The following is a 23,705-nucleotide window of genomic DNA, read 5'->3' as shown; positions in this document are numbered from 1 at the left end:
GGCCTGCGGCAAGCTCTGTGCCCGCCCGCGCCAAAAGCAGCCCTCAGCCGTCGGCCAGTGCCATGCGGATCCGGCGGCGTTCAGCCTGAACATCCGGATCGGCATCGAGCCCTGCGGCCAGCAATTTCTGGGTATAGGTTTCGCGCGGTGCTTCGAAAATCTGCTCCACGCTTCCCTGCTCCACGATTTCGCCCTGCTGCATGACCAGAACCCGGTCGGCAAAATCGCGCACCACCGGCAGGTCATGGGCAATGAAGATGAAGGCAATGCCGAGTTCATCGCGCAGCTTGCCGAGAAGCGCGATCACCTGCGCCTGAATGGAAACATCCAGCGCCGAAACCGCCTCGTCGCAGATGATCAGATCCGGTTCCAGCGCCAGCGCGCGCGCGATGGCAATGCGCTGACGCTGCCCGCCGGAAAACTGGTGGGGATGACGTTCCGCATGCTCTGCCTTGAGGCCGACCTGATCCAGAAGCTGGTTCACGCGGCTGCGCCACTGGGATTTCGGCACGATACCCGGATGGATGACCCAGGCCTCCGAAATAATCTCGAAAACGGACATATGCGGATTGAGCGACTGGGTCGGGTCCTGAAACACCATCTGCAGGTGGCGGCGCAATTCCCCCATCTGACGCGGCGATTTGGTCAGAAGGTCTTCGCCCCTCCAGCGCACCGCGCCGCCGCTGGCCTCTTCAAGGCGCAGCATCAGCCGCGCAACCGTGGACTTGCCCGAGCCGGATTCGCCGACAACAGCCAGCGTTTCGCCCGCATGCAGGTCAAAACCGACGCCCTTCAGCGCGACAAAGGCACCGTAGTTCTTCTTCAGGTCGCGCACTTCCAGGATCGGCCGTCGCGCCTCGCCGGCCTTGCGCATTTCGCCCCGGCCGGGGGCTGCCGCCAGAAGCTTGCGCGTATAGGGGTGCTGGGCATTGTGATAGAGATCGCGCGGCGTGCCGCGCTCCACAATCCGCCCGCCTTCCATCACCACGGCGCGCCCGGCCGCTTCCGCGACAACGCCCAGATCATGGGTAATCAGCAACAGCCCCATGCCTGTCTCTTCCTGCAATTCTTCCAGCAGCGAAAGCACTTCGGCCTGAACCGTCACGTCCAGCGCGGTGGTCGGCTCGTCGGCAATCAGGATGTCGGGCTTCAGGACAAGCGCCATGGCAATCATCAGACGCTGACGCTGGCCGCCGGAAAATTCATGCGGGTATTTTTTCATGGCGGCTTTTGCATTGGGAATGCCGACGCGTTCCATCAACTGAAGGGTGCGCGCATAGGCTTCCGCCCTGCCCTGACCGTGCGCCATCGCCGTTTCGGCAATCTGCCAGCCGACGGGATAAACCGGGTTGAGATGGCTGAGCGGATCCTGAAAGATCATCGAAATCCGCTTGCCGTTCAGGCTCCGCCTGTCTTCATCCGTCGCTTTCAGGAGATCCACGCCGTCAAACAGGATTTCCCCGCTGACGATCTCGCCCGGCGGCATGTCGATCAGGTTCATGATGGCGGAGGCGGACACCGACTTGCCCGAGCCGCTTTCCCCGAGAATGGCAAGGGTTTCGCCACGGTCGAGATGCCAGGAAATACCGTTGACCGCATTGACCGTGCCGGTTGCCGTGTGGAAGCGAACCGACAGATCGCGCACTTCGAGAAGATGCTCAGTCATTCTTTTTGCCTCCGGTTTCAAGGCGCCAGCGCTGGGTCGGATTGAGCGCGATGCGCATCCAGCTCGAAAGCAGGTTCAGCGACATGGTGGTGAGGATGATCGCCAGACCGGGCCAGAAGGCCAGCCACCAGGCGCTGGTGAGATATTGCCGCCCCTGGCTGACCATCAGCCCCCAGGTGATTTCCGGCGGCTGGATGCCGATACCGAGGAAGGAAAGCGCGGATTCGGCAAGCATCACGAAGGCGAAATCCAGCGTGCCAATCGTCAGCAATGTCGGCAGGATCACCGGCAGTATATGCCTGAACACGATGCGGATATTGGAAGCCCCCATCACCCTTGCAGCCTGCACAAACATGCGTTCGCGCACCTCAAGCATTTCGGCCCGGGTCGTGCGCAGATAGATCGGGATGCGGGTGATCGCCAGAACCAGCACCAGATTGGCGATCGACGGCTCGAGCATGTAGAGCACGATAACGGCCAGCAGCAGCGAGGGAAACGACATGATCACGTCGGCCAGGCGCATGACGATTTCGCCCGTCCAGCGCCCCGCATACCCTGCGACCAGGCCGAGCATGGTGCCGATGACCAGCGAGGCGGACACCGCGCCGGCGGCAATCACCATCGTGTTTTGCGCCGCCACGATAATGCGCGCCAGCAGCGGACGGCCCAGCGCATCGCCGCCGAGAATATAGAGAAAGCCGCGGTCGAGCACGAACGGAGCGGCATTGCGCGCCCGCAGGTTGGTTTTTGCGGCAACGTCGCCAAGCAGGGCGGGACCGAAAATCGCAAAGGCGAAAATCACGATCAGGAACAAAACTGCCACAAAGGCAAACTTGTCGGCCCACAGCAACCGCAGAACCCGCATCGGCGCGGAGACTGCATTGGCTTTCTGTTCGCTCTCAAAAGTCGGGTTCACCATTTCACTACTCATGCTCGCCCCTTAGGTACGGATACGCGGATCGAGGAGCGCGTAGGCGATATCGATCAGAATGTTCATTACGAAGATGGCCACGGCCGTGACCATGATGGCGGCCATGATCACATTGAAGTCGCGTTGCAGAATGGAATCGATCATCAGTTTGCCGATGCCCGGAAACCCGAAAATCGTTTCCACCACCACCGCGCCATTGAGGAGTGCCGCCCCCTGGTCTCCGATCACGGTCACCACCGGCAACATCGCGTTTCGCAGCGTATGAACGAAGATGATCTTGCGGTTCTTCACACCCTTGGCCCGCGCCGTTTTCACATAAGCGGAACCAAGCGCATTGATCATGGACCCGCGCACGACCTGCAGAATGAGACCGAACGGACGGATGAAGAGAACCGAAACCGGCAGGATCCAGTGCCAGATCGAGCCGGTGCCCGAGGTCGGCAGCCATTGCAGCTTGACCGAAACCAGCACGATACCGACGATCGCGACCCAGAAATCGGGAGCCGAGGCGCCGATGAGCGACATCAGCGAGGCAAAGCGGTCAAACGGGCTGCCCACATGAAATGCAGCCACGGAGCCCACAACGATTGCGCAGACCGTCACCAGCGACATCGTGATCAGCGCCAGCCAGAATGTCCAGACGAAGGCTTCCAGCACCACATCGATGGCGGGCCGCGCCTTGCGCAGGCTCTCGCCGAAATCCAGATGGACGAGATCGGAAATATAATGGCCGAACTGAACCAGAACGGGGTCGTTCAACCCGTGAATTTCACGGAAATTCTCGCGCATTGCATCGGATGCATCAACCGGCAGATACAGTGATGCCGGATCCCCTGTCAGCCTTGAAAGGAAGAACACAAGAACAACAAGAACCAGCAGCGAGACGAAACTCGACAGGGACCGTTTTCCCAACTTCGCAAACATGGGGCTCTCCAATCGGAAGGAAAACACGCGCGAACCGGTTGTCCGCGCGTGGCATTCGGTTTTCAGGTGCTTACTTCACGCCAACCTCTGCAAGCTGCAGCTGGCTGTTGGTGGCAATCGTCGGCGTGAACGCCACGTCATTGCCGATCCGGGCGTGACCGACCATGTGGAACAGCAGCACATCGGCAACCACATCATCATGCAGGTAGGCAAACAGCTCGGACCACAGGGCTTCACGTTCTTCACCCGTTGCCGCCGTGGCACGCGCGATCAGATCGTCCGCCTTGGCATCGGAAATGCCGGACTGGCGGCCTTCCGAGTCGTATTTGAAGTACATGGTGAACACCGGATCGCCGCGCGAATTGTCATGCTGCGCACCGACCAGGATCGGACCGCGATCATCGACATATGGCTTGGAGTAATACTGTTCGTGCTCGGCCACCTCGACCATTTTCAGGTCGATGTTGAAGCCGACTTCCGACAGCATCGACTGGATCGCCTCAAAGGTCTCGGTCGCGCCGGGGAAGTTGCCGATACGGCCCACCAGTTCGATTGGCGTGTCCACGGGAACACCGTCGGCCTTCGCTTCGGCCAGAAGCTCCTCCGCACGCTCGGGATCATAGGGCCAGGCTTCGACGTCCGGGTTCCAGCCGAGCGTCGTCGGTACATTCAAAGCCGTGGCGATCTGCGTGCCCTCCGACAGGATCGTGCCGATGAAGGCCTCGCGATCGATACCGAGATTGAGGGCTTCACGGACCCGCTTGTCATTGAGCGGCGCTACGGAATTATCGATGCGCAGATAGGTGGTTTCGGAATTCGGATACGCATGATCCATATCGGTCGTGGCATCGATGGCGGAAATCGACGGCGCGATGTCGGCCTCACCGGTCTGCACCATTGCCGCACGCACAGACGGATCGGCGCGGAACAGATAGGTCGCGGATGTAACCTCCGGCTCGTCGCCCCAGTAGCCGTCACGGCGGTTGAGCGTAATGCTCTGGCCCGGCTTCCAGTCGGCAAGCGCATAGGGGCCCGTTCCGACCGGCTCGCGGGTGAATTCCATCGGCGTCTCGGACGGCACGATGGTCAGCAGCGACAGCAGCAGCGGCAGGATCGGCTGGGCCGGATCGGTGGTGAAATCGATCGTATGCTCGTCCACGACGGTCGGCGTGATGTCGATACCTTCGTAATAGCGCGACACTTCACAGGTGATCTGGTCGCTCTCTGCGCGCTCGAAGGAGTGCTTCACGTCTTCGGCATCAAAAGCCGTGCCGTCGGAAAACGTCACGCCCTCGCGCAGATGGAAACGCCAGGTATTGTCGCCGGTCATCTCCCAGCTTTCAGCCAGGCGCGGCTTGACGCCTTCATCGCCACGCACGTCGAGTTCGGTCAGCGTTTCACTGATATTGCCGAGAAGAATGCGGCCGATATTGGAACGCGTGGCCATGCACGGCTCCATCAGGTCCGGCTCCTCGCCCAGAACGATCGTGACGTCTTTTTCCTGTGCAAATGCAGGGCTTAGCGCCGAAGCGGACAGAAGCACGCCTGCCAAAAATGCAGAATATTTCATATTCCCTCCCTGAAAGCCGATTGCTTTCCTCAAAATCCTGACGTCACCGACCATGTCAGCCTTGTGCCGACGCATCGTGCAACGACCAAATGACACGACCGCCTCCTGTGGCCGCGCCGTAAATTCATATTGGTAAAGTTGAAAATAAATGTCAAACGTCAATTTTAAAAATTCATGAATACGAACATAAATAATTGATTTATTTATCATAATTTCGACAAAGAGAGCACTCTTTCCGGAATTGCAAAGCGCACAATAGAGCTTACCACTTGACATCTTGTTAAGTTGCCTGCTCATTTGTCATCTCTGCAGGAGGAGAATGCACGCATGACGCCAGAGGAAATCGCAGCCGGAATGAACGGAAGGCTCGAAACGCGCCCGGACGGGGCATGGGCCATATTGCCGGCCGAAACAATCCAGAATCACGCCGCCTTTCTTGCCCGGCTGCCCGATGGCGCTATCGCCTGCGCATGGTTCGGCGGCACGCTGGAAGGCAAATCCGATATTTCGATCCATGCATCCATTCTCGATGAAGGCGCCGCGCAATGGTCGCCGGCCTGCCGCCTGACCGACGATCCCGACCGATCCGAGCAGAATCCGGTTCTGTTTACCGCGCCGGACGGCAGGATCTGGCTTTTCAATACCGCACAGCCGGCAGGCAACCAGGATGAGGCCCGCGTTTTCATGCGCCCGGTCAGCCGTGACGGCGATCGGCTCGTCACCGGCGAAAAGCGCGATACCGGCCTGCCCAACGGCACGTTCATCCGCGCCCGTCCCTTCATTCGCGACGATGGCGCGTGGGTTCTGCCGCTGTTTCGCTGCAATCCGCGTGACGGCATTCGCTGGACCGGCGCGTTCGACACGGCCGCCATCGCCGTCAGCCAGGATGACGGCGAAAGCTGGCGCGTCATCGATATCCCCGATTCCCCGGGCGCAGTGCATATGACGCCCGTTTCGCTCGGCAAGGATGAAATGCGTGCGTTCTACCGCCGCCGCCAGTCCGATTTCGTCCACCGCTCGCAAAGTCACGATGGCGGGCGAAGCTGGACGTCGCCCGAACCCACAGACGTCCCCAACAACAACAGCTCGATCGGTGTTGCAGCACTCGAGGACGGCATCGTCGCAATGGTCTGCAATCCCGTCTCGGCGGCGCAATCGCAGTCCCGTCGCGCCTCACTCTATGACGAGCTGGAGGAAGAGGACAACCGGCCCGAGGCGCAGGAGGGCTGCCGGCCGATCTGGGGTGTCGAGCGCGCGCCGCTGAGCCTCTGCCTCTCCCGTGACGGCGGCAAGACCTTCCCGACCCGCTACACCGTGGAAGACAGCGCAGGCACCTGCCTTTCCAACAATTCCATCGACGGAAACAACAAGGAGCTGTCCTACCCCGTGCTGCTGCCGCGCGCCGATGGCGGGCTCGACATCGCCTATACGCTGCATCGCCGCGCCATTCGCCATGTGCGGCTCGATGCCAAGACCGTCAATGCGCTCGTCGCGCAAACCGCCTGAAAGGAACGCGCCATGTCCACACTCGGTCGCCTCATCACCATCCATCAGCCCAGGCGCCTCGAAATCGGCGCCGGCGCCGCCGCAAAGGTCGGCGAATGGGCGGATTTCTCCACCCGGACACTGATTGTCGCCACCGCCGCCACGGCCCCCTATGCCGAAAGGTTGGGCCTTTCCGGCGCAGTGAAGGTCATCGACGACGTGCCGGCGGAGCCCGACCTGCCAGCCTTTGAAAGCGTCCTTGAAACCGCACGCAGTTTCCAGCCCGATCTCGTCGTCGGGCTTGGCGGCGGCTCGGTGCTGGATATCGCCAAACTTGTCGCAGCCCTGTGGAACGGCAAGCAGAGCCTGCCTGACGTTGTCGGCCCGAACAGGGTGGCCGGGCGCACCACGCCGCTTGTCCAGGTGGCAACGACCGCCGGAACCGGCTCCGAGGCCGGCATTCGGGCGCTGGTGACGGACCCGGAGACAAAATCGAAAATGGCTGTCGAAAGCCCGTTCCTGATTGCCGACCTCGCCATTCTCGACCCGGAGCTGACCTATTCCGTCCCGCCTGCGGTGACGGCAGCGACGGGCGTCGATGCCATGGCGCACTGCGTCGAGGCCTTTACCAATATCAGGGCGCATGACCTGATCGACGGTTACGCCCGCATGGGCTTTGCCCTTGTCGGCAAATATCTGAAACGCGCGGTGGAGGATGGTTCGGATGTCGAGGCGCGCGCGGGCATGATGCTCGCTTCCTATTACGGCGGCATCTGCCTCGGCCCGGTCAACACGGCGGCGGGCCATGCGCTCGCCTACCCGCTGGGAACCCGGCTTTCCCTGCCGCACGGTCTCGCCAACGCCATCATCTTTCCGCACGTTCTGGCCTTCAACCAGCCCGTCGCTGCACTAAAGACCGCCGAAGTGGCTGCCGCCCTCGGACTGCGCGATGCGGACAGTCAGGACGCGCTGAAGGACGCAGCCTTCGGTTTCTGCCGCGATCTCGGCATCGAAATGCGGTTGAAGGCACATGGCGCGAATGCCGATGATCTTGGCTGCTGGGCGGAGGAAGCCCACGCCATCCGCCGCCTGATGGACAACAATCCGCGCGACATGAGCGTTGCGGATGTGCACGCGATCTACAAGGAAGCCTATTAAGGCGGCTCAGCCGGTCACATCGACAAGTCCAGCATGCCGCCGCCGAAAAGCCGTTCACGTGAATTGGTAATGTGCTGACGCATGACCGCGCTGGCGCGGGCCGCATCACGCGCCTCGATCGCCTCGTAAATGCCGCGGTGCTCGCCCAGCACATGTTCGAGCGCCGCCGCACCATCGGACATGAGCGCATCGCCGTGCATCTTCATGCCGACATAAATATGGTCGCGCAGGGCTTTCAGCGTCTCGGCGTAATACTGGTTGTTGGAGCCGCGCGCGATTGCCAAGTGAAATGCAAAATCGGCATCTTCGCGATGCAGGCGTGAGCCAGTCGCGTCGGACAACAGGTCAAGCGCCTGCATCATTTCCGCCAGCACCGCATCGTTGCGGCGCAGCGCCGCAAGACCGGCAGCCTCGACCTCGACCGTCAGGCGGAACTCGTAACAGCGCTGGATATCGGCAATGGTTTCGACCGGCGTATAACCGAGCGCCGGCTCCCGCCGCACGCGCACGAAATTTCCCGCACCCTGCCGGGAAACGATCAGCCCCTCATCGCGCAGATGTTCCAGCGCCAGCCGCAGCACCGGCCGCGAAACCCCGAGCTGGACGGACAGGTCCTTTTCTGCAGGCAGCTTTTCATTGGAGCCGTATTCGCCGCGATTGATACGGGTTTTCAGTGTAGTGTAGACCTTTTCGGACAGGGGCGGACGCCCGCTGCGACCGGTGGAACTGTCCTGTTTGTGCTGATCCATCTCGCCTGCCCTCATACCACGGCTCCGGTTTCTTCAAGGACCGAGACCATCAGGTCCGGCGGGCCGAAGCCGCCCGACTTGGTCACGATCCGCACGCGCCCCCAACCCGTTTCAACTTCACAGAGCGGCAAGCCGGGTCTGAGCTCGGCAACCACTTGTAAACTGTTTATGTCAAGCCGGTCCAGTATGGCATGCGCGCTTTCCCCACCGCAAATGAGCAGACCCGCGGGCCTGTAAGCGCTGGAAAACACCTCAACGCTTTCGGCGAAGCGCCGGGCAGCCTCCTGCCCGGACACGCCGGCTCCGCCATCTGAAATGGTCAAAACCAGCCGATCATTGGTAAAATTCGTCAAATCGGCCCGACCATCAGGCGCCATGACAACCTGAATGTCAGACGGAAGCGCAGCGATCTGGGCAAGCGTGACCGGATCGCGCGAACCATTGACAACCATCATCGGCGCGTCGAGCCGCGCCGTTTCGGGCGCGCGAACCCCTAGCCGGCGGGCAAGCGCAAAGGCCAGACCGCGCGCACCAACCCACAATGTCGACCCGAGATCGCGTCCGACAATGGCATCGAAATCGTCCTCGTCCACGACATCCGGCACCTCCACTGGCTCATCGAAACGACCGGCAACAGGGACCGGCGTCGCAACGCCGTCACCCAGCAACATTCCGGCCTCAACCCGCCGTCCCATCGAGGGGATCGCCGGACTGACCACACAGCGCGAACCGCCCTGCCAGCGCATCACGGTAAGCGTTTCGGCCGAAAGATTGCCTTTCAGGCGGGAATCGACCTTTTTCATCACGACATCGAATGCAGATGACTGAAGATGCGAAAGCGCCGCCGTCACCTCTGCAACAGCTGCATCCGGCGCGATCTCGCGGCTCGCCGTGTTGACCGCCAGCACGTCAGGCTGCATTGCAAGCGCCTCCGGCACGGAACCCGGATGGCGGGCGACAACGACCTTTCGACCGACACCGGCAAAGCCAACGGCCGAATCCAGCGCCCCGGTCAAATCATCCGCTATGATCAGTACGCGTGCCATATTTTACCAATCCTCCCCATGTTGTAAACATGGCATACATTCCACGACAACTCAATATCTATCTATTTTACCTATAGTATTTAGATTCAAAAAGAAAATTATCTGCCGCTTATTGAAACCTATTTACCTATAAGTTAATAACGTTCAGGTCATGCTGTTCCGAGGAGAGAGAAATGAGCGAGCAGATTGTCATCACCATGGGCGATCCCTCCGGTGTCGGAGCAGAGGTAACCGTCAAGGCGCTGGCCCGACGCGACGCGGCGCTGCGCGCCCAGACCACCGTGATCGGTGACCGGGACACGATGGAACGGGCCGCAAAGGCAAGCGGCGTTTCCTTCCCCATTATCGCCCCCGAGGACGAAGGCGACGGCATCCGCGTGGCGCATATTGCCGTCGACGGCCTGCCCGGCGCATTCGGCAAGCTGTCGCCGGCCTGCGGCGAGGCGTCGTTTCAGTATATCAAGCGCGCCGTGGACATGACCATGGCCGGCGAAGCGGGCTGCATCGTCACCGCGCCGATCAACAAGGAAGCGCTGAACGCCGCCGGCCACCACTATGACGGCCACACCGGCATGCTGGCGCATCTTACCGGCTCGAAATCATCGTGGATGCTGCTGGCCTCCGAACGGCTGAACGTGGTGCATGTTTCCACGCACGTCTCGCTGAGGGATGCCATCAGCCGCGCGACCACCGAACGGGTTCTGGAAACCATCCGCACCGGCCACAAGCATCTCGTACGCATGGGGCTTTCCGCACCGCGCATTGCGGTTGCCGGCATCAATCCGCATTGCGGCGAAAACGGCCTTTTTGGCAATGAGGATGACCTGCATGTCGCCCCCGCCGTTCAGGCCGCGCGCGAGGAAGGCATCAATGTTCAGGGGCCGATCTCGGCGGATACGGTCTATCACCGCGCCTATGAGGGCGCCTTCGATCTGGTGATCGCACAGTATCACGATCAGGGCCATATCCCGATCAAGCTGGTGGCCTTCGACACCGCCGTCAATGTGTCGCTCGGGCTGCCGATCGACCGTTGCTCCGTCGACCACGGAACCGCCTTCGATATCGCCGGGACCGGCAAGGCCAACCATGAAAACATGCTGTGTGCGCTCGATTACGCAGCGAAAATGTCAGCCGCGAAACGGGGATAACCGCCATGACCGAAACGAAAGAAGCCTTCGTCGCCCTCGTGACCTGCTTCAACGATGACGAAACCATCAATTATGAAGCCACCCGCGCCCAGGTGCGCCGTCAGGTGGCTGCCGGCAACAACATCATGTGTGCGGGAACCAACGGCGATTTTTCCGCGCTGACCTTCGATGAGAAAGTCAAACTGTGCGGCGAGATGGTCGAGGAAGTCGGTGGGTGCGCAAAGGTGATCGTCAATGCCGGCATGCCCGCGACCTATGAAACCGTGCTGCTCGCGCGCGAATTCGACCGCATCGGCGTCGACGGCATCGCCGTCATCACGCCGTTCTTCATCGCCTGCACGCAGGACGGGCTGATCCGCCATTTCACCACGGTCGCCGATGCGGTGGATACGCCAATCTACCTCTATGACATTCCCGCCCGCACCCAGAACCATATCGAGCCGGAAACCGCCAGAACACTGGCCGCGCACGGCAATATCGCGGGCATCAAGGATTCTGGCGGCGCGCAGGAAACGCTCGAAGCCTATATGGCCGTCGGCCGCGAGATGGAAAATTTCGACGTCTATTCCGGACCGGATCATCTGGTGCAGTGGTCGCTGACCAACGGCGCGAAAGGCTGCATTTCCGGCCTCGGCAATGTTTTGCCGGATGTCCTGGCCGAGATCATCGCCGGCGTAAATGCCGGGAATGAGGAACGCGCGACAGCCGCCCAGAAAATCTATGCGGATTTCCGCACGGATCTTTACAAGCTCGGCTATCCTCCGGCACTGGTAAAGCGCGCGCTTTATCTGCGCGACCCCTCCGTCGGCGCCTCGCGCCAGCCGGCCCTCCTGCCCGACCCGGAACAGGACCAGCAGATCGACGCCATCCTGAAGAAATACGACCGATAAACGGAAGAGGATGCGGCGACCGGTAGCGTCGCCGCTCCAAAACCAGCACAAGAATGCCGGTCCGGCACTCCAGACTGCTGATAGCCATTCCCAAGTTTTTTTTCGTCATACCGGCCTTGAGCTGGTATCCAGGGCCGCTTGTTATGCGCTTTCAGAAAGAGTCTTTGCGCGCAAGGACTTGGCCCTTACTAAATTCCGGCTCAAGGCCGGAAACGCGCGCCCGGTCGAAACTGTCTGTTTTGTCAGGCGGGATAGGCCGCGCGGCCGACATTGCCCTGCACGCGCATCTGTTCGATGATGTGCTGGCCCGCGCCTTCGACATGGGCGGCGATCACGCGCGCCGCCTCGTCGGCATCCTGCCGGCGGATGGCGTCGAGCAGGGCCCGGTGTTCGCGCAGCACTTCATTGCGCCGTTTCGGCGAGATCGTGAACGGCCGGCCGATCGCCCCCAGAATATCGCGGTGGCGCCACCAGAGCTCCATGGCGTGGCGATTATAATGGCGCTCATACATATACTGATGGAACATCGCATCGAGACGTGACTGCTCGGCGTGGTCCTCGTCGAGCTTCAGCGCCTCCATCTGGGTGCACAGACCATCGAGAACCCGGATATCTTCGGCGGTGGCATTTCCGACATACCAATGCGTCAGCTTCGGTTCGATCAGCATCTCGATTTCGATGATGTCGCGCACGAAGTCCGCATCCATCGGCCGCACGCGCGCGCCGCGGTTGGTCTCCATGATCACGAAACCCTCGCCGCGCAATTGCTGCAGCGCCTCGCGCACGGGGTTGGTCGAGGTGCCCATGCGCCGCGCCAGTTCGGAAACCTTCAGCCGCTCATGCGGTTTGACGCGGCCGAGCACGATATCCTCACGCAACCGGTCATAGACCGAGGCATCACCGCCCTGCTCCGTTTTGATCTGGTTTCGCGCCTGCATCGTCATCCGGGTTTTCTCGAACCACTCCGTTTCCTTGACATTCCATCTCTTAACCTAAGCATCGGCGAACACAAAGTCAAAGCGATTAAAATATGATAATTGACAAATAATGTACGATATGGTCTTTTTCGTACAGCACGGCGATCAGGAGGGACCTTTCGTCATGCCCGCAGCCGACCGAAGAAGGCCCTGCCCTCTTTGCCGGCGGCACTGGTATCAAACTGCGGAGCGCAGGACAGCTACGTCCGATCGCCCGCTACGCCCCACTGGAGAGGGGCCGGAGGAGACACATGATCTATTCGCGTTTACTGAAGCGCCTTGCGCTGTCGACGGGCGTTGCGCTCGCACTGGCCGGTGCGGCCGGAGCGGTGGACTACCACCAGGCGCCGATGCTCGATGCCAAGGTCGAGGATGGCAGCCTGCCGCCCGTGGCAGAGCGCCTGCCGGAAGACCCTTATGTGGAAACCATGGTTGACGGCATTGGCCAATATGGCGGCACGCTGCGCACCACGATCCTGGCCAATGGCGACCATTACAACCTGACCCGGACCATTGCCAACGAGCTTCTCGTGCGCTGGGACCCGGCATGGCAGAAGATCGTCCCCTCGCTTGCCGAGGACGTCACCGTATCTGACGACGCAACGACCTATACGTTCAAGCTGCGTGACGGCCTGAAGTGGAGCGACGGCGAACCCTTTACCGTCGACGACATCATGTTCTGGTACGAAGACGTGTTCATGAACGAGGCGCTGACGCCGAGCAAGAGCTCGGTCTTCGTCGCCGGTGGCAAACCGGTTGTCGTCACAAAGATCGATGACGACACGGTCGAGTTCAAATTCGACGTGCCTTACGGCCTTTTCCTGCAGCAGCTTGCCTATGGCCAGGGTCACCAGCCGGTGATCTTCCCCAAGCACTATCTCAGCCAGTTCCACGAAAAGTACAACGCAGACGGCATTCCGGCCCTGCTTGCGGAGAACCCGGCCGCCAATGACTGGGTTTCGCTGTTCAATTCCAAGGTTTCGCTGAGCTTCCAGCCGGCCTACTGGCAGAACACCGAACTGCCGACCATGAACCCGTGGACCCTGACCGTGCCCTATGCCGACGGCGAGCACGTGGTCGCCACCCGCAACCCCTATTACTGGAAGGTCGATCCGGACGGCAACCAGCTGCCCTATATCGACAGCGTCACCTGGGCGAAGGTCGACGATCCTCAGCTGATGGTGCTGAAGATGACCTCCGGCGAATTCGATTTCGCCTTCCGCCACATCAACAACGCCACCTTCCGCTCGGTGCTTTACGACGGACAGGAAAGCGGCAATTACCACTTCCTCGACGTGCAGGACCTTCCGGCCAATGACGCGGTTCTGCTGCTCAACCTCAATTCCGACGACCCCGTCAAGAACGAGGTGTTCAACAACAAGGACTTCCGCATCGCGCTCAGCCATGCAATCGACCGTCAGGAAATCATCGACCTGATCTATGTCGGTCAGGGCACGCCGGCACAGGTGGCGGTCAACCCGTCGCACGAGCTCTATAACGAGCGCGAGGCGACGCAATATACCGAATACGATCCGGACCTTGCCAACGAGATGCTCGACGCGATCATGCCGGAAAAGGATGATCAGGGCTATCGCCTCGGCCCCGACGGCCAGCGCTTCACCATCAACTTCATGGTCGCCGATGTCTTCGGCCTGTCCTATCCGGACGTGATGCAGATGGTGCAGCAATATGCGCAGGACGTCGGCATCGACATCCAGATCCGCACCACCGACCGCACCCGCCTCAACACCATGTGGAGCGCCAACGAGCAGGACGCCTATATCTGGAACTGCGTCGGCGGGCTGTCGGAAGTCTATACCGATGTGCGCTGCTACATGCCTTACCAGAAGGCGGATATCTTCTTCGCGTCGAAATGGTCGGACTGGTATTCCGATCATTCCAAGGGCGAGGAACCGCCGGAGCAGGTCAAGGAGCTGATGGCGGCCTATGATGCGGTGACGCTTGCCGTGACCGATGAAGACCGCAAGGCGCGGATGGAGGAATTCCTCGACCTCTCCGCCGATGCGTTCCTCAATATCGGCATCATCCGCCCGGAACCGAAATACATGATGGTCTCCAACGATCTGAAGAACGTCTATGACGGCATTCCGATCAACGGCATCCTCTGGCATCCGGCCCCGACGCTGAGCCAGTGGTATTTCGACGACGCCCGGTAACACGGCCACGCGCCGGTTCTCTCCTCCCATAGTCCGGCGCGCCTGATCCGGCGGCAGGTTCCTCGCCTGCCGCCGGACCAACCCCAGGAAACCCAGAGCCATGATTCATTTTCTCGCCAAACGGCTTCTCTATGCCGTGCCGACGCTGTTTGCGGTGTCGATCATCGCCTTCATCATCATCCAGCTGCCGCCGGGTGACTATCTGACAACGCTGATGGCCGACTGGGCGAGCCAGGGCGGCGCCGTGGAAGCGGGCACCGTGGCCGCCATGCGCGAGCGCTATGGCCTCGATCAGCCCGTCTATATCCAGTATTACAAATGGATTGCCGGTATCCTGCTGCATGGCGATTTCGGCATGTCGTTCGAATATGGCCGGCCGGTTTCCGACCTGATCTGGTCGCGGCTTGGCTTTTCCTTCTTGCTGGCCTTCCTGACGCTGGTTTTCTCCTGGGTGATCGCCGTGCCGATCGGCATCCTGTCTGCCGTGCGCCAGTATTCGATTGCCGATTACTGCGCCACGCTGATCGCCTTCGTGTTTCTGGCGCTGCCGAACTTCGTGCTGGCACTGGCGCTGATGTATATGATGTCGGCATGGTTCGGCCAGAGCGTCGGCGGCCTGTTTTCCCCCGAATATATCGATGCGCCGTGGAGCCTTGGCCGGTTCTGGGACTTCCTCAAACATGTCTGGCTGCCGGTCTTTGCCATCGGAACCGGTTCGCTGGCCGCGCTGGTGCGGATCATGCGCGCCAACCTGCTTGACGAGTTGCGCAAGCCCTATGTGACGACGGCGCGGGCCAAGGGCGTTTCCGAATTCAGCCTGCTGATGCGCTATCCGGTGCGCATCGCGCTCAATCCGCTGATTTCCGCGCTCGGCTGGATCCTGCCGGCTGCGGTGTCGATGGAGATTCTGGTTTCCGTGGTCATGAGCCTGCCGACCACCGGCCCGCTTCTGCTGCGCTCCCTTCTGGCACAGGACATGTATCTCGCCGGATCGCTCATTCTGCTGATCTCGGTGCTGACCATCATCGGCACGCTCGTGTCGGACATTCTTCTGGCGATCGCCGACCCGAGGATCAGACTGCAATGACAAACACAGCCGCCCCCACAGCGGATGCGATTCGCGATCCGCGCGCCAACGAACTTGCCGCCGCCGGCCAGTGGAAATTGTTCTGGCTGCGCTTCCGCCGCCACCGCCTCGCCGTCGTCAGCCTGATCGTGGTTCTGGCGCTTTACCTCATCGCCGCCTTTGCCCAGTTCATCGCCCCGTTCGATCCGAACGAGACCAATGCGCGCTTTACCTACGCACCGCCGCAATATGTCTCGCTGTTTTACGACGGCCGGTTCGCGCCGCATGTGGACGGGCTGGAGATGACGCTCAACAAGGATTCGATGCGCCGCGAATTTACCAAGGACGCGGAAAATCCCGTCTTCATCGACTTTCTGGCGCCGTCCGAACCCTACCGTCTGCTCGGCCTCTTCACAGTCGAAACCAGGCTTTTCGGCATCAGGGACGCCGAGCGCGGCGACAGCCTCTATCTGTTCGGCGCCGACCGGCTGGGCCGCGATATCTTCTCGCGCGTGATCTACGGCGCGCAAATCTCGCTTTCGATCGGTCTTGTGGGCGTGTTCCTGAGCCTGATCCTCGGCGTCGCGATCGGCGGAATATCCGGCTTTTTCGGCGGCTTCACCGATATCGTGATCCAGCGTTTCATTGAGCTTCTGCGCTCCATCCCGACGATACCGTTATGGATGGGGCTGGCCGCTGCCATTCCCGTCGGCTGGCCGCCGCTTCGGACCTATTTCTTCATCACGCTGATCATCTCGCTGATCGGCTGGACGGCACTGGCCCGCGAGGTGCGCGGCAAGTTCCTGTCGATGCGCAACGAGGATTTCGTGATCGCAGCAAGGCTCGACGGCATGAGCGAGATCGGCATCATCTTCAACCATCTCGTGCCCTCCTTCGTCAGCCACATCATCGCAACGCTGACGCTGGCGATCCCGACCATGATCCTGGCAGAAACCGCGCTGTCCTTCCTCGGCATCGGCCTTCAGCCGCCGATCATCTCCTGGGGCACGCTGCTGCAGGAGGCGCAGAACATCCGCGCGGTCGCCCAGGCGCCGTGGCTGCTGTTCACGCCGGCCGCCGCCATCGTGCTTGCCGTTCTGGCGCTGAACTTCCTCGGTGACGGCCTGCGCGATGCCGCCGATCCTTACGGAGAGACCTCATGAGCGAAACCGCAGACATCATTCTCAGGGTCGAGAACCTGAAGACCTGGTTTCCCACGCGCCAGGGCGTCTTCAAGGCCGTCGACGATGTTTCCTTCTCGCTTGAACATGGCAAGACGCTGGCGATCGTCGGCGAAAGCGGTTCCGGCAAGTCGGTGACGGCCCGCTCCATCCTCCAGATTGTCGACCATCCCGGCCGGATCGAGAGCGGATCGATCATGTTCACCCGCGCCGACGGTTCGTCCGTCGATATCGCGCGCCTCGATCCGCGCGGCCGCGCCATTCGCGATATCCGCGGCAAGGACATCGCGATGATCTTTCAGGAGCCGATGAGCTCGCTGTCGCCGGTTCACCGGGTCGGCGACCAGATCGGCGAGGCGCTGCGTATCCATGAAAAGGTGTCGCGCGTGGAGGAACGCCGCCGCGTGATTGACCTGCTCCGCCAGGTGGAAATCCCGAACCCCGAAACGGCGATCGACCGCTACACATTCGAGTTTTCCGGCGGCATGCGCCAGCGCGTGATGATCGCCATGGCGCTTGCCTGCAATCCGCGCCTTCTGATTGCCGACGAGCCGACAACGGCGCTCGACGTCACCACCCAGGCGGAAATTCTCGACCTGATCCGCCGCCTGCAGAAAAGCCACGACATGGCGGTGATCTTCATCACCCATGACATGGGCGTGGTCGCCGAGATCGCCGACGACGTTCTGGTGATGTATCGCGGCAAGGTGCGTGAAACCGGACCGGCGGAGACAATCTTCCACAACCCGCAGGACGATTATACCCGCAATCTCATCCGCTCCGTGGTGAAGCTCGAGCAGAAGGCCGAAATCCGCCTTTCGCGTCCGCCGATCCCGAAGGACGAGACGCCGCTGCTCGATGTGCGGGACATGACGCTGACGTTTCCAAACGGGCTGACGGCGGTCAACAACGTATCGCTTTCGCTGCGCACCGGCGAAACGCTCGGCATTGTCGGCGAAAGCGGCTCGGGCAAGACCACGATGGGCCGCTGCCTGCTGCGCATCTACGACCCGAGTGCGGGCCGCGCCGATTTCCGGCGGAAGGACGGCAGCATCGACGATGTCCTGAGCGCCGACAAGGCCGGCCTCAAATCGATCCGCCGCGAAATCCGCATGGTGTTTCAGGACCCCGTCGGTTCGCTCAGCCCGCGCAAGACGGTCGGCGAGATCATCGCCGAACCGCTGAAGCTTGCCGGCATGCGCGGCAGGGAACGCGAGGACGAAGTCTGCCGGCTGATGGAACAGGTCGGGCTGGAGCCCTCATGGCGCGAGCGCTATCCGCATGCCTTTTCCGGCGGCCAGCGCCAGCGCATCGGCATTGCCCGCGCCATTTCGGTCAAGCCGCGGCTGATCATCGCCGATGAGGCCACCTCCGCGCTCGACGTGTCGCTGCGCTCGCAGATGCTTGACCTGATGATGCAGCTGCAGGACGAGATGGGCCTTTCCTATATCTTCATCTCCCACGACATGTCGGTCATCCGCTACATGTGCGACCGGGTCGCGGTGATGTATCGCGGCCAGATCGTCGAGACCGGCGCGACCGATGCTGTCGTCAACAACCCGCAGCACCGCTACACCCAGGCATTGCTTTCCGCCATTCCCAACCCCGATCCGCGCCATCCGCGGCTGAAGGACCGGTTCCGCTACGATCCGGAGACGGCGGCTCCCACTCATGGATAAGAAAATGAAAATCACGGACGTCAAGATCATCGTCACCGCGCCGGGCCGCAACTTCGTCACCGTCAAGATCTTCACCGATCAGGGGCTGACCGGCATTGGCGATGCGACGCTGAACGGGCGCGAAAAGGCGGTCGTCGCCTATCTGGAAGACCATCTTGTGCCGATCCTGATCGGCCGCGATGCAAGCCGCATCGAGGATATCTGGCAGTATTTCTACAAGGGCGCCTACTGGCGCCGCGGGCCTGTGACCATGGCCGCGATCGGCGGCATCGACACCGCGCTCTGGGATATCAAGGCCAAGGCGGCCGGCATGCCGCTCTACCAGCTTTTGGGCGGGGCAAGCCGCGAGAAGATGCTTTGCTACGTCCACGCCCAGGGCGGCGAGATTGCCGAGGCGGTGGATAATGTCGCGAAATGGATGGACAAGGGCTATCGCGCCGTGCGCGCCCAGGTGGGCATTCCCGGCCTTCCGGCAGTTTATGGCACGGACAATTCCACCACCAACACCGCCGACCGCAACAATCTTCCGCAGGAGGAAACCTGGTCGACGGCGAAATATATGCGTCATGTGCCGATGCTTTTTGAAGCGCTGCGCGATCAGCTCGGTTTCGACGTGGAACTGCTGCACGATGTCCATCACCGGCTGACCCCGATCGAAGCGGCCCGGCTTGGCAAGGATCTGGAACCCTACCGCCTGTTCTGGCTGGAAGACGCGGTGGCGGCCGAACACCAGGAAGGCTTCCGGCTGATCCGCAACCACACGACGACGCCGCTGGCCGTCGGCGAGGTGTTCAATACGATCTGGGACGCAAGGCTGCTGATCGAGGAACAGCTGATCGACTATATCCGCATGACCACGGTGCATGCCGGCGGCGTGACGCCGATGCGCCGGATCATGGATCTGGCCGGCATCCACAATGTCCGCACCGCCTGCCACGGGGCGATGGACATGTCGCCCGCCTGCTTTGCCGCAAACCTGCATCTCGGCCTCTGGGCGCCCAATTTCGGCATTCAGGAATATTCGCCCTACCTGCCCGAAACGCTCGCGGTCTTCCCCGGCGCATGGACGGTGGCGGACGGCCATCTCCATCCGGGCGACGCGCCCGGCCACGGTGTCGATATCGACGAGACGCTGGCGGCGAAATATCCCTATGAGCGCTCATACCTTCCCGTGAACCGTCTGGAAGACGGCACGCTCTGGCACTGGTGAGGTCCCGTCATGAAGATTTCCGCAATCCGCGCCTATGCCGCGCGCGTCGGCATCCGCAACCAGCTTCTGGTCAAGGTCGAAACCGATGCCGGCGTTTATGGCTGGGGCGAAAGCGGGCTTTCCGGCCGTGAACTGGCCGTCATCGGCGCTGTCGAGCACTATGCCGGATTTCTGACTGGCCGCGACCCGCTGGCGATTTCCGCTCTCTGGCAGGAGATGTACCGCAGTCAGTATTTCGAGGGCGGCCGGGTGCTGACCGCCGCGATTTCCGCCATCGATATCGCGCTTCACGATATCAAGGGCAAGGCGCTCGGTGTGCCGGTCTACGAGCTTCTCGGCGGCAGGAACCGCGACGTCATTCCCACATTCGCCACCACCTCGGCGCCCCCCGGCCCGGAAATGATCGCCCAGGCGCAATCACTGGTCGATGCCGGCTGGCGGGCGATGCGGCTTTCCGTTTCCGGCCACGAGGAAAAGGCGGTCTACGAGCCGCGCGAGCATATCGCCGAAACCGCGCGCTGGTGCGTGGAAACGCGCAAGGCGCTTGGCGAGAAGATCGTGCTCGGCGTCGATTTTCACCACCGGCTGAGCGTCGCAGAAGCGGCGAGTTTCTGCCAGAAAATGCCATCCGGCACGCTCGATTTCATCGAGGAGCCGATCCGCGACGAAACGCCGGAAGCCTATGAGAGCCTGCGGCGGATGACGGATGTGCCTTTCGCCATCGGCGAGGAATTCGCCTCCAAATGGCAGTTCCTGCCCTACATCGAGCGCGACATTCACCAGTTCAACCGGCTGGATGTCTGCAATGTCGGCGGGCTGACGGAATCGATGAAGGTCGCGGGCTGGAGCGAGGCCCATTATGTCGACATGATGCCGCATAATCCGCTCGGCCCGGTCTGCACCGCCGCGACCCTGCATTTTGCCGCCGCCGTTGCCAATTTCGCTTGGCTGGAAACGCGCTCGAGCCCGGTCGAAACCCATCTCGGCTTCGACGACGCCACCCTGTTTCCGCTCTGCCCGCAACTCGACGGCGCCGTCTACAAGGTGCCGGAAGTCCCGGGGCTGGGTATCGAGGTCGACGAGACCCTCCTGAAGGAAGCCCGCTTCACCCCCTGGGAAGCGCCACACCTCAAACGCCGCGACGGTTCGGTGACAAACTGGTAGCTGTCCGGAAAAGCTTCCGGCACGGCAGAAGCATTGTTAACGCGCCGCCACGAGCGTGTGGTTTTCTCCCTCGCTGTTGAGATAGCGGCGCACGGGAAGCGGGACTTTCGGCGACTTCTCCACAACCAGCCCGCATCCTTCCAGAAGCCTGCGCTTGTCGGGATTCGTCCCGACCGCCCGCCAGATCGTGCGCGTGGAATAGGGCACGTTCTGCTGGCGCCATGAAACGCCGGTGGTGACACCATACAGATAGGTGCGCTGATGCTCGGCAAATGGCATCAGGGTTGTCTGGCACAGGAAGGAATGTTCGCTGACGCCGCGCTCGACGATGAAAAGCCGGTTGCGCCAGTAGGCCGCCAATCCGGCATATTTCGAAAATTGCCGGATCTCCAGATCCCGGTCATAAATCCGCTCGATCGATTTCACCGTGATCTGGCCGCTCTTTTCCTCGATCTTCGCGCAGCTTCTGACGATTTTTCCGGGCCAGGAGAGACTTTTGTGGAAAAGTTCGTAGTAGCCCGCATACTGGCGCAGCTCCGCCAGATCGCCGGGAAATCCTTCGCGCAGAAGTGAGGCGGGCCCGGCGGATTCGGCCGGCGCGTCGAGCACTTCCTGAAAGCGTTTTTCCGGCAGCAGGAAATCCTGCGGCTTCAGACCGAAATATCGCGCGATTTTCCCTGTATTATAGGGCGAAGGCCGGGTTTGAGCGGCAAGATAGCGATTGAACTGCTGCCGGTTGATTCCGATTTCGCGGCAGATTGCCGTGATCGACGGACGGGTGTCGCAGGCAAACCGTAAATTGGCCGCAAAACTCCTGTTATTCGGGGTTGTCATTGTGTACGGAGCCAATCCTGTTAGCGTCAACTAGCGTCACTACGCGTCAATAAGCGAAGTTGTTTGGTCTCTGCAAGGCCCTTATGCCTTCGCTCATGATTTTTTTGACGGGCCCGTCAATCGCGCCTTCCGGCGCTCCGACACTGCCTATTGCCAATATCCACCGCCCGCCGTTCTGATACGGTTGGGGCGAAACATGTACCGTTTAAACAGACAGGGGAAAGCAGATGAAAAACAGGAAAACAGCCATTCAGCAGGCGGGCCTCAACCGCCGCGCCTTTCTTGCATCCGCCGCTGCAGCCGGGTTTGCGGCCACCGCTTCCGGCCTTCTGATGCCGCGCGAAAGCCTTGCTGCTGAAGAACCGCAGCGTGGCGGCCACTTCGTTCTCGGCCTCGACGGCGGCCAGACGACCGACATTCTCGATCCCGGCACCTATGCCGGCAGCACCATGTTTCTGGTCGGCTACACCTGGGGCGACCGGCTGGTGACCACCGACCCGGTTTCCGGCGAGGCGCTGCCGAGCCTGGCTGAAAGCTGGACGTCTTCCGACGACGCGAAGGTGTGGACCTTCAAGCTGCGCAAGGATGTACGCTTCCATGACGGTTCGCCCTTCACCGTCAGCGATGCGGCCCAGACGCTGCGCCGCCATTCCGACAAGGACTCCACCTCCGCCGCCCTCGGCCTTCTCGAAGAGATCGAGACCATCGAGGAAAACGGTGGCGATCTGGTCATCACGCTGAAGAACGGCAATGCCGACCTGCCGCTGATGCTGACCGACTATCATCTGCAGATCCAGAAAAACGGCGGTATGGACGACCCCAACAGCGCCATCGGCACGGGACCCTACAAGCTGGAAAGCTTCGAGCCGGGCATCCGCATCACCTTCTCGAAGAATGAGGATGACTGGAACGAGGATCGCGGTTTCGTCGACAGTGTCGAGGTTCTGGTCATCAACGACAACACCGCGCGCATCGCCGCCCTTTCCTCGGGCAAGGTGCATTTCATCAACACGCTCAGCCCGAAGACGATGTCACTGTTGTCGCGGGCGCCGAATGTCGAGACCATCAGCACCAAGGGCAAGGGTTTTTATTCCTTCCTGATGCATGGCGACACCGCGCCCTTCGACAATAACGACCTCAGAATGGCGCTGAAGCTCGCCATCGACCGCCAGGCGATGCTCGATACCATTCTCGGCGGCTACGGCACGCTCGGCAACGACTATCCCGTCAACGATGCCTATGCGCTGGCACCGACGGATATTCCCCAGCGCGCCTACGACCCGGAAGAGGCGGCGCATTATTTCAAGAAATCCGGTCATGAAGGCCCGGTCCTGCTGCGCACCTCCGATGCCGCCTTTACCGGCGCAGTCGACGCCTCTGTCCTGTTTCAGGCCAATGCCAAGGAAGCCGGCATCGACATCAAGCTCCAGCGCGAACCGTCCGACGGATACTGGTCGAATATCTGGAACAAGAAGCCGTTCTGCGCCTCCTACTGGGGCGGCCGGGCAACGCAGGATATCCGCTACACCACCACCCAGCTTTCGACGTCGACATGGAACGACACCCGCTTCAAGGACCCCGCATTCGACAAGATGCTGCTTGAGGCCCGTGCCGAAACCGATCAGGACAAGCGCCGTGCGCTCTACCGCCAGATGGCGATGACGGTGCGCGACAACAGCGGCCTCATTCTGCCGGTGTTCAACAACTATCTCAATGCCCGTTCGACAAAGCTGATGGGCTGGATCGACGATGTCGGCAACGACCTGTCCAACGGACAGATCGCCAGCCGCGCCTGGTTTGCCGCCTGATCTGGAGAACGAGGAAGCCGCGGGAAAGACCCGCGGCTTTCA

General features: G+C 61.2%; 19 protein-coding genes. 11 read left to right on the top strand and 8 right to left on the bottom strand.

The features are described from left to right. Window positions 1–43: 43 nt before the first annotated feature. The 4 genes from ABID12_RS14550 to ABID12_RS14535 all read right to left on the bottom strand — a co-directional run bounded on the left by ABID12_RS14550 (window position 44) and on the right by ABID12_RS14535 (window position 5,091). The gene (locus ABID12_RS14550) at window positions 44–1,666 is read right to left on the bottom strand and encodes a dipeptide ABC transporter ATP-binding protein (RefSeq protein ID WP_354434835.1); all 1,623 of its coding nucleotides are present in this window, start codon (window positions 1,664–1,666) and stop codon (window positions 44–46) included. Next, window positions 1,659–2,585, bottom strand: a complete 927-nt coding sequence (locus tag ABID12_RS14545; RefSeq protein ID WP_354434862.1) for an ABC transporter permease — start codon at window positions 2,583–2,585, stop codon at window positions 1,659–1,661. Before ABID12_RS14545 ends, ABID12_RS14550 begins: the two co-directional genes overlap by 8 nt. Before the next feature lie 21 nt (window positions 2,586–2,606). Then, entirely contained in the window at window positions 2,607–3,521 is a 915-nt protein-coding gene (locus ABID12_RS14540; protein WP_319520578.1) for an ABC transporter permease, read from the bottom strand. A gap of 70 nt (window positions 3,522–3,591) precedes the next feature. Beyond that, window positions 3,592–5,091, bottom strand: a complete 1,500-nt coding sequence (locus ABID12_RS14535) for an ABC transporter substrate-binding protein (protein WP_319520577.1) — start codon at window positions 5,089–5,091, stop codon at window positions 3,592–3,594. A 327-nt stretch (window positions 5,092–5,418) separates the two neighbouring features. On the opposite strand from ABID12_RS14535, the gene ABID12_RS14530 reads away from it, so the two are divergent. Beyond that, window positions 5,419–6,597 carry a sialidase family protein gene (locus ABID12_RS14530; RefSeq protein WP_354434834.1) on the top strand — a complete coding sequence of 393 codons (1,179 nt, stop codon included), beginning with the start codon at window positions 5,419–5,421 and terminating at the stop codon, window positions 6,595–6,597. A gap of 12 nt (window positions 6,598–6,609) precedes the next feature. Then, on the top strand, window positions 6,610–7,734 hold the full coding sequence (locus ABID12_RS14525) for an iron-containing alcohol dehydrogenase (protein ID WP_354434833.1): 1,125 nt from the start codon (window positions 6,610–6,612) through the stop codon (window positions 7,732–7,734). Window positions 7,735–7,748: 14 nt separating this feature from the next. Here ABID12_RS14525 and ABID12_RS14520 read toward each other — a convergent pair whose 3' ends face one another. Together ABID12_RS14520 and ABID12_RS14515 are read right to left on the bottom strand one after the other, a co-directional pair. Further along, window positions 7,749–8,483, bottom strand: coding sequence for a FadR/GntR family transcriptional regulator (locus ABID12_RS14520; RefSeq protein WP_319520575.1), 735 nt, complete (start codon window positions 8,481–8,483; stop codon window positions 7,749–7,751). A gap of 11 nt (window positions 8,484–8,494) precedes the next feature. Then, complete coding sequence (locus ABID12_RS14515; RefSeq protein ID WP_354434832.1) at window positions 8,495–9,529, bottom strand: four-carbon acid sugar kinase family protein; 1,035 nt, start codon at window positions 9,527–9,529, stop codon at window positions 8,495–8,497. A 173-nt stretch (window positions 9,530–9,702) separates the two neighbouring features. Between ABID12_RS14515 and pdxA the strand changes: the two genes are divergently transcribed. After that, window positions 9,703–10,677: a 4-hydroxythreonine-4-phosphate dehydrogenase PdxA gene (gene pdxA, locus ABID12_RS14510; protein ID WP_354434831.1), complete on the top strand. Its 975-nt coding sequence runs from the start codon at window positions 9,703–9,705 to the stop codon at window positions 10,675–10,677. Between the two features lie 5 nt (window positions 10,678–10,682). Then, window positions 10,683–11,567: a dihydrodipicolinate synthase family protein gene (locus ABID12_RS14505; protein WP_354434830.1), complete on the top strand. Its 885-nt coding sequence runs from the start codon at window positions 10,683–10,685 to the stop codon at window positions 11,565–11,567. 242 nt (window positions 11,568–11,809) lie between these two features. Here the strand turns inward: ABID12_RS14505 and ABID12_RS14500 are convergent, their stop codons facing one another. Continuing rightward, a complete protein-coding gene (locus ABID12_RS14500) occupies window positions 11,810–12,511 on the bottom strand; it encodes a GntR family transcriptional regulator (protein ID WP_354434829.1) in 702 nt (233 codons plus the stop codon). Between the two features lie 284 nt (window positions 12,512–12,795). Here ABID12_RS14500 and ABID12_RS14495 point away from each other — a divergent pair, with 284 nt between their 5' ends. The 6 genes from ABID12_RS14495 (at window position 12,796) to ABID12_RS14470 (ending at window position 21,021) form a co-directional block, all read left to right on the top strand. Then, a complete protein-coding gene (locus tag ABID12_RS14495) occupies window positions 12,796–14,721 on the top strand; it encodes an ABC transporter substrate-binding protein (RefSeq protein ID WP_354434828.1) in 1,926 nt (641 codons plus the stop codon). A 100-nt stretch (window positions 14,722–14,821) separates the two neighbouring features. Then, the gene (locus ABID12_RS14490) at window positions 14,822–15,808 is read left to right on the top strand and encodes an ABC transporter permease (RefSeq protein ID WP_354434827.1); all 987 of its coding nucleotides are present in this window, start codon (window positions 14,822–14,824) and stop codon (window positions 15,806–15,808) included. Then, a complete protein-coding gene (locus ABID12_RS14485; protein ID WP_354434826.1) occupies window positions 15,805–16,950 on the top strand; it encodes an ABC transporter permease in 1,146 nt (381 codons plus the stop codon). Before ABID12_RS14490 ends, ABID12_RS14485 begins: the two co-directional genes overlap by 4 nt. After that, window positions 16,947–18,647, top strand: coding sequence for an ABC transporter ATP-binding protein (locus ABID12_RS14480; RefSeq protein WP_354434825.1), 1,701 nt, complete (start codon window positions 16,947–16,949; stop codon window positions 18,645–18,647). Before ABID12_RS14485 ends, ABID12_RS14480 begins: the two co-directional genes overlap by 4 nt. A gap of 4 nt (window positions 18,648–18,651) precedes the next feature. Beyond that, the gene (manD, locus tag ABID12_RS14475) at window positions 18,652–19,857 is read left to right on the top strand and encodes a D-mannonate dehydratase ManD (protein ID WP_354434824.1); all 1,206 of its coding nucleotides are present in this window, start codon (window positions 18,652–18,654) and stop codon (window positions 19,855–19,857) included. 9 nt (window positions 19,858–19,866) lie between these two features. After that, window positions 19,867–21,021 (top strand): mandelate racemase/muconate lactonizing enzyme family protein, encoded by a 1,155-nt coding sequence (locus tag ABID12_RS14470; RefSeq protein WP_354434823.1) that lies wholly within the window; start codon window positions 19,867–19,869, stop codon window positions 21,019–21,021. A gap of 36 nt (window positions 21,022–21,057) precedes the next feature. On the opposite strand, the gene ABID12_RS14465 is transcribed toward ABID12_RS14470, so the two are convergent. Beyond that, entirely contained in the window at window positions 21,058–21,855 is a 798-nt protein-coding gene (locus tag ABID12_RS14465) for a helix-turn-helix domain-containing protein (RefSeq protein WP_354434822.1), read from the bottom strand. Between the two features lie 227 nt (window positions 21,856–22,082). Here ABID12_RS14465 and ABID12_RS14460 point away from each other — a divergent pair, with 227 nt between their 5' ends. After that, on the top strand, window positions 22,083–23,663 hold the full coding sequence (locus ABID12_RS14460; RefSeq protein WP_354434821.1) for an ABC transporter substrate-binding protein: 1,581 nt from the start codon (window positions 22,083–22,085) through the stop codon (window positions 23,661–23,663). Window positions 23,664–23,705: the final 42 nt, after the last annotated feature.

It is taken from the genome of Martelella mangrovi (assembly GCF_040545495.1).
Lineage (GTDB): Bacteria > Pseudomonadota > Alphaproteobacteria > Rhizobiales > Rhizobiaceae > Martelella > Martelella mangrovi.
Note: the sequence above shows the minus strand (reverse complement) of the source record. Positions and strands in the feature narration are given on the sequence as shown.

What these genes read in the sequence shown, in the direction of transcription:
- ABID12_RS14535 (WP_319520577.1), bottom strand. Translation starts at nt 5,091, where the DNA reads ATGAAATATTCTGCATTTTTGGCAGGCGTGCTTCTGTCCGCTTCGGCG.
- pdxA (WP_354434831.1), top strand. Translation starts at nt 9,703, where the DNA reads ATGAGCGAGCAGATTGTCATCACCATGGGCGATCCCTCCGGTGTCGGA.
- ABID12_RS14485 (WP_354434826.1), top strand. Translation starts at nt 15,805, where the DNA reads ATGACAAACACAGCCGCCCCCACAGCGGATGCGATTCGCGATCCGCGC.
- ABID12_RS14525 (WP_354434833.1), top strand. Translation starts at nt 6,610, where the DNA reads ATGTCCACACTCGGTCGCCTCATCACCATCCATCAGCCCAGGCGCCTC.
- ABID12_RS14545 (WP_354434862.1), bottom strand. Translation starts at nt 2,585, where the DNA reads ATGGTGAACCCGACTTTTGAGAGCGAACAGAAAGCCAATGCAGTCTCC.
- ABID12_RS14460 (WP_354434821.1), top strand. Translation starts at nt 22,083, where the DNA reads ATGAAAAACAGGAAAACAGCCATTCAGCAGGCGGGCCTCAACCGCCGC.
- ABID12_RS14470 (WP_354434823.1), top strand. Translation starts at nt 19,867, where the DNA reads ATGAAGATTTCCGCAATCCGCGCCTATGCCGCGCGCGTCGGCATCCGC.
- ABID12_RS14540 (WP_319520578.1), bottom strand. Translation starts at nt 3,521, where the DNA reads ATGTTTGCGAAGTTGGGAAAACGGTCCCTGTCGAGTTTCGTCTCGCTG.
- ABID12_RS14465 (WP_354434822.1), bottom strand. Translation starts at nt 21,855, where the DNA reads ATGACAACCCCGAATAACAGGAGTTTTGCGGCCAATTTACGGTTTGCC.
- ABID12_RS14515 (WP_354434832.1), bottom strand. Translation starts at nt 9,529, where the DNA reads ATGGCACGCGTACTGATCATAGCGGATGATTTGACCGGGGCGCTGGAT.
- ABID12_RS14480 (WP_354434825.1), top strand. Translation starts at nt 16,947, where the DNA reads ATGAGCGAAACCGCAGACATCATTCTCAGGGTCGAGAACCTGAAGACC.
- ABID12_RS14520 (WP_319520575.1), bottom strand. Translation starts at nt 8,483, where the DNA reads ATGGATCAGCACAAACAGGACAGTTCCACCGGTCGCAGCGGGCGTCCG.
- ABID12_RS14530 (WP_354434834.1), top strand. Translation starts at nt 5,419, where the DNA reads ATGACGCCAGAGGAAATCGCAGCCGGAATGAACGGAAGGCTCGAAACG.
- ABID12_RS14495 (WP_354434828.1), top strand. Translation starts at nt 12,796, where the DNA reads ATGATCTATTCGCGTTTACTGAAGCGCCTTGCGCTGTCGACGGGCGTT.
- manD (WP_354434824.1), top strand. Translation starts at nt 18,652, where the DNA reads ATGAAAATCACGGACGTCAAGATCATCGTCACCGCGCCGGGCCGCAAC.
- ABID12_RS14500 (WP_354434829.1), bottom strand. Translation starts at nt 12,511, where the DNA reads ATGACGATGCAGGCGCGAAACCAGATCAAAACGGAGCAGGGCGGTGAT.
- ABID12_RS14490 (WP_354434827.1), top strand. Translation starts at nt 14,822, where the DNA reads ATGATTCATTTTCTCGCCAAACGGCTTCTCTATGCCGTGCCGACGCTG.
- ABID12_RS14550 (WP_354434835.1), bottom strand. Translation starts at nt 1,666, where the DNA reads ATGACTGAGCATCTTCTCGAAGTGCGCGATCTGTCGGTTCGCTTCCAC.
- ABID12_RS14505 (WP_354434830.1), top strand. Translation starts at nt 10,683, where the DNA reads ATGACCGAAACGAAAGAAGCCTTCGTCGCCCTCGTGACCTGCTTCAAC.